Genomic DNA, 4,764 nt, shown 5'->3' on the forward strand with positions numbered 1-4,764 from the left:
ATCTTATTGGCACAGCCTTGCCATTCAGATAGATTAGAGGTACCCCTGAAGGAGCGTGAAGTATCAGGGGCCACACAGACAGGAGTAGCATGATGCTGGTATCTATCGGTTGCGACGAGTAATACAACAGCCCGTTCAAAAAGGCCTCTAATCAGAGGCCTTTTTTGCGCAATGAAGAAGGGATTTGAAGTTGGCCAAGAAGCAAAATCATGGTTTCCGTCAGGGGCTCTTCCTGGCGACCGCAGCTATTCTTATTGTTGTCATCTGCGCTAGGAATACTGACTTTCTCGTTAAAAAATATCATGAGCAAATTCTTGATGAGTGGATTGGGCTCCTGATCTTCTCTGCTCTATCGGCCCTGTTGATCAATCAGCTTTACGCGAAGATCTACGAGAGATACGTCGAAACGCGTCGTGGGATTAAGTATATTGCACTGTCGCTCTTCGCGATCATGGTCAGTACGTACGTTGTTCTTCGTTTCCAAGAGGCAGTTGACTACCAGACATCCCTGGCTCTTTTTGTCTCTTCTGCGCTACTGGGAGCGGGGTGGTGGGTACAGGCTACGATCAGCTCTGCCGCTGCTCGGAAAGCGCATACCGTTAACACCATTATGAATCAGCGAAATAGTGAGCTCTTCATCCAGAAAAATGACTTTGTGATGAAGATGTTTCCGCGCAAGAAGACGATTAACCCTGTCTTTAACGAGCACATGCTTGATCCTCATTCAAAAAAATTTCAACATGCGAAATTCTCAGAGGAATATCAGCAGGCTGCACGTGATTTGAGTTATGTGCTGAACTACTACGAATTCATCGCTGTTGGTGTTCTCAATGGTGATTTTGATGAGCACCTGATGAAAGAGTGCTTCGTAGGAATTTTGGTCAGCCTTGAGAAGCGAGCTTATTTGGTAATTCAGGCGTCTCAGAAAATTCAGAATCCGAAGATTTTCGAGAGCATTGTGGCGCTCGTTGATCGCTGGGGTGAGCAGAAGTCGATGACGACTCGCTGTAAGGAAAATCAGAACGTCGAAGCTTTCGATATGCACCCACCGCAGGAGGAGACAGATCGCATGATGGCTGCTCCTGTCGCACCTCCCGCTTCTGGAGCAGCACATGGTGCTGGTCATGGTGCAGCTAATTTGGCGGCTGTGCCTCCACCGCCACCGCACGCACATGATGCAGCTGCTCCTGCAGGAGCGGGTGGGGCAGCGCCTAATCCCTGAGTGAGAACAGCTCTTTCTTGCGCATGTAGCTACTCGAGAAGCCGCCAGGTCGTACGTCTGGCGGCTTTTTTGTCATAGGCCGGCAGCTTACTACCGTTGGTTGAGTTGTAATTCTACCCTAGCGACTCCGAGAGGCCGGGGAGGGTAACTCCAGGCTTGACGCGGTCTCGGTTTTTTCTCACTATCGGATCCACGCCATTGACGGTGGCGTTCGGCCCTAGCTAGGTAAAGCCCCTGCACCGTCGCTTCATTTTCTCCCTTTGTCACCTTGAATGGTCAGCAAATACTAGGGCTTCGCGTTGACCGTGAGAGGCCAGACCATGAGACTCCCCGATACTCCTTCCCTTGCCGCGTTCAAGTCAGATGCCGCAGAGCTGCACCGCGCTTACCTAAGCGGCTGCCCTGTAGCGATAGAGAGAGTCGCAGCTGCGCGAATTCGTAGAACAGGCATTAAGCGCGCGACCTTCCTTCGTGTGATAGCTAAAGAGTATGGGATGACGTACGAAGAAATCGTGTCGATCGACCAGATGATTTCAAGGTACGCCGAGCATAACGTTGCTGAAGGTCACTGGGCGCAACCCTACCAGGGGAAATTTCGTCGTTCTCGTTTTTTATTGCAATTTGACGCTTTGGTGGAGTGCCTTCGTGATCAGGTTCCCCTAGCTGTAGCCGCGGACAAGAGGGGAGTAGATTTTAGTGGTTTTCACTTCAGTTTGCTGTTGTTCGATAGGATTGATCGCGTCCTTGATCGTAAGAAGCTTCCCGATTTCAGCCATCTTCAGGCTCCAGGAAGCCTTGTTCATTACCACTGGCTTCAAGATGTCACGAAGCTGACTCACGCCAATTTCAGAAACGCGAAATTCTATACGATTACCGCTGATCCATTGGTTCAACCTGGGGCATACGGTTGGGAGGCAGACTTCAGCTATGCCGACCTTCGAGGAGCTGACTTTCGAGGTGCTTACCTGAGGCGAGCTGTGTTCGTGGGGGCTAAGGTTGATGGAGCAGACTTCCGCAACGCTAATATTAATGAATGTATGTTCACTGGCTGTCAGGGAGCGTATGTGAGCGGAAATGTGCGCAATCGTAATTGGGATGTTGGGCCCAAAGGGCCCGTCCCCAAGTCATACGAAGACTAAGATCTGGCTTAGCCCCTAGGTTAATAAGCGCTCTTCTACCTGATGTGGGTCATGGCATGATGTCGTCAACCTAAGGAAAGGATATGCCATGACTCACCCATTTTGGATCGCACAGCGGCATGGTCACGACTGGCGAGATGAAAAAATCCTCGAGCTTGTTGATTGGTTCAAGTCAAAGCTTACGAGCAATCAATGGTCGCAGCGTATGGACGCAGTACGCTCGAATTTCGAGAGTGCCAAGCAGGCAATGCTGGACGGTCTGTTGCCACCGCTATATGACCCAGGGGATACCATCATGTGGTACCTCTTCCAAGCTGTCGCCTATGCGTCGGAAAGGCGAGACTACTATGAGCCTGAGTCGTATCGTATTAGCCCTATATTCGTCAGGTTGAGCATGTTGTTGCCCTCCCTAAGGCAGGTTGAGCATATCGAAGAAAGGCTCTTGACCTTGATGACAAAGGGTAGGGCAGAACCTGATCCAGGGTTGTTTGAGATTCTGGTTGCAGGTGCCTACAAATCGCGTGGGTGGTCGACCGTCGTTATGGTTCCCGAGCAGCCGGGAATAGCAAAAACTCAGGATCTTTTCGTTGAAGGCGGTCGCAAGCGATGGGCGGCCGAGTGTAAGCACGTACGACGCAGCGCCTACGAGCAGAAGGAGTTTGAGGTTGGACAGGCACTGGCAAAGCCGGTGCATCAACTCGCTCGGCAGCATCACACCTGGGTTGTGATGGAAGTGATTTTTCAAGTTGAGCTGGAAAAAGTACCTGCCGACTACCTGTTGAGCAAGGCTAGGCAGTATTTTGCCGATCGGCGTCATGTCGCTTGGCAGGACGAGTTTTCCGTTGGGCACCTTCAAGACGCTAGCCAGAATCTATTGAAGCGGGTGCTTGTCACTGACGATGTTTACTACGGTTCCAGCCGGATGGTGGAGCTCATCGTTGGACAGTATCGTCAAGATTTCGTCCATAGCGTCCTTGGTGATTGGACGGCGGCGCAAACAATGCCTTTCCATGCTACAGCGGTGAATCAAGCCAGTGTAGTGAGCTGGAAGAGTGGTTCGTACGAAGCGACGATGAAAAAAGCCAAGCACTTTCGAACGTTAATTTCTCGAGCGACTCAGCAGTTACCCATGGACTGTCCTGGTACCGTTCATGTGGGCTATGAAGCTATGGGACACAACTCAGTTGACGATGTTCGGCATCTGCAAAATCTGATGAAAGTCGGAAGCTTTGATCCTAGAGGAGCCCGTCTTCGGTGGGTTTACGCCTACTACTTCACTCCTGAGCACACCACTGCCCAGAATGAGAGCATGGCGATTAGTGAAACCATGGCGTACTACCGCGTAGGTCGGCATAGGACTCCTCAGCCTTTGCCAAACCATCTTCTGTTCGTCGATGGAGATGGTCAGCCAGGGAACCATTGGTAGCCTTAATGAATAGATGGTGGTCGATCCAAGTGTGTTGAGGCTTTATTTATAATATGGCAGTTGATTATCAAGGAGGAGAAGGTTTATGAGTGCAGCAGTAGTTGAGCGTGTTTTGTGCGTTGTAGATAGATGTCTAAAGAATCAGTTCCCTAACGATTACTACAAGCGATGCCTATATGCATCGTTCGGGGTTCATCGTTTGTTAGAGGAGATGGGGTATAGTCCAGTGATTGTGGGAGGTAATTTCGGCGCTTTTGTTGTGTCGCGTGATGAGCGCCTGGCGGGAATACAGGGATACGCGTCAAACTCGGGTGAGCATTCACACTATTGGGTTGAACTTAACGGCTCACTTATCGATTTGGGTACCATCTATCTACCAGTTGAATCCAGCTATGCTGCTCATGAGATGCAGGCGATGTTCTGGAATCTGAATCAGCCCCTTCCTAAAGGCCTGAAGTACGACGCGAAGGCTAGATATTCAACGTCTGACGCTTCACATTTGGCGGCAGAAATCATCGAAAAAATGGATATTTTCATCCGCGCCTGTCAGGAGCGGATGGCTAAGCCATTGGTCAAACCAAAAATTGGCAAATGGCTTGTGACCAACCAAGCATCGATTCAGAGTGCGGCAAAGAAAGGTGATTTGTGGGCCCGGGCGATGATTCGCTACGAGTCCTTTCCTGGCTGAAGGTATTCGCTAAGCCAGCAGTAAAGTCCGACTACCTAGACCTTCCTTTTGCTAGGAGAGGGAGCACTTTCTGAATAGGCATTTGTTGCATCCCTCCACCGGAGACAGGCTTCGCGATCTGTGAGCACTTCCCTGTGGCCCGTATGACTGTTTGAGTCGGAGGTGCTGTCATTCCTGATGAGCCCTCGCTCGCTCCCAGCGCTCTCGGCCCGAGAGCTGCAACCCGCTTTAGGGGATCATTCTTAATCTGGGAGTGCAGAAGAAGAAATTTTGTAAAAAATTTTAATAA

4 protein-coding genes are annotated in these 4,764 nt (G+C 50.5%); all 4 read left to right on the top strand.

The window, feature by feature from the left end; translation table 11 throughout:
• Window positions 1-190: 190 nt before the first annotated feature.
• The 4 genes from ACK59H_RS22655 to ACK59H_RS22670 all read left to right on the top strand — a co-directional run bounded on the left by ACK59H_RS22655 (window position 191) and on the right by ACK59H_RS22670 (window position 4,475).
• Entirely contained in the window at window positions 191-1,222 is a 1,032-nt protein-coding gene (locus ACK59H_RS22655; RefSeq protein WP_155500253.1) for a DUF4760 domain-containing protein, read from the top strand.
• A 494-nt stretch (window positions 1,223-1,716) separates the two neighbouring features.
• The gene (locus ACK59H_RS22660; RefSeq protein WP_060477714.1) at window positions 1,717-2,361 is read left to right on the top strand and encodes a pentapeptide repeat-containing protein; all 645 of its coding nucleotides are present in this window, start codon (window positions 1,717-1,719) and stop codon (window positions 2,359-2,361) included.
• An 88-nt stretch (window positions 2,362-2,449) separates the two neighbouring features.
• Window positions 2,450-3,787, top strand: coding sequence for a hypothetical protein (locus tag ACK59H_RS22665; RefSeq protein ID WP_060477713.1), 1,338 nt, complete (start codon window positions 2,450-2,452; stop codon window positions 3,785-3,787).
• A gap of 85 nt (window positions 3,788-3,872) precedes the next feature.
• Window positions 3,873-4,475: a hypothetical protein gene (locus ACK59H_RS22670; protein ID WP_409264956.1), complete on the top strand. Its 603-nt coding sequence runs from the start codon at window positions 3,873-3,875 to the stop codon at window positions 4,473-4,475.
• The last annotated feature ends 289 nt before the right edge of the window (window positions 4,476-4,764 follow it).

The sequence above is a fragment of the Pseudomonas sp. KCJK9000 genome (assembly GCF_046230725.1).
In the GTDB taxonomy this organism is placed as follows: Bacteria; Pseudomonadota; Gammaproteobacteria; order Pseudomonadales; family Pseudomonadaceae; genus Aquipseudomonas; species Aquipseudomonas promysalinigenes.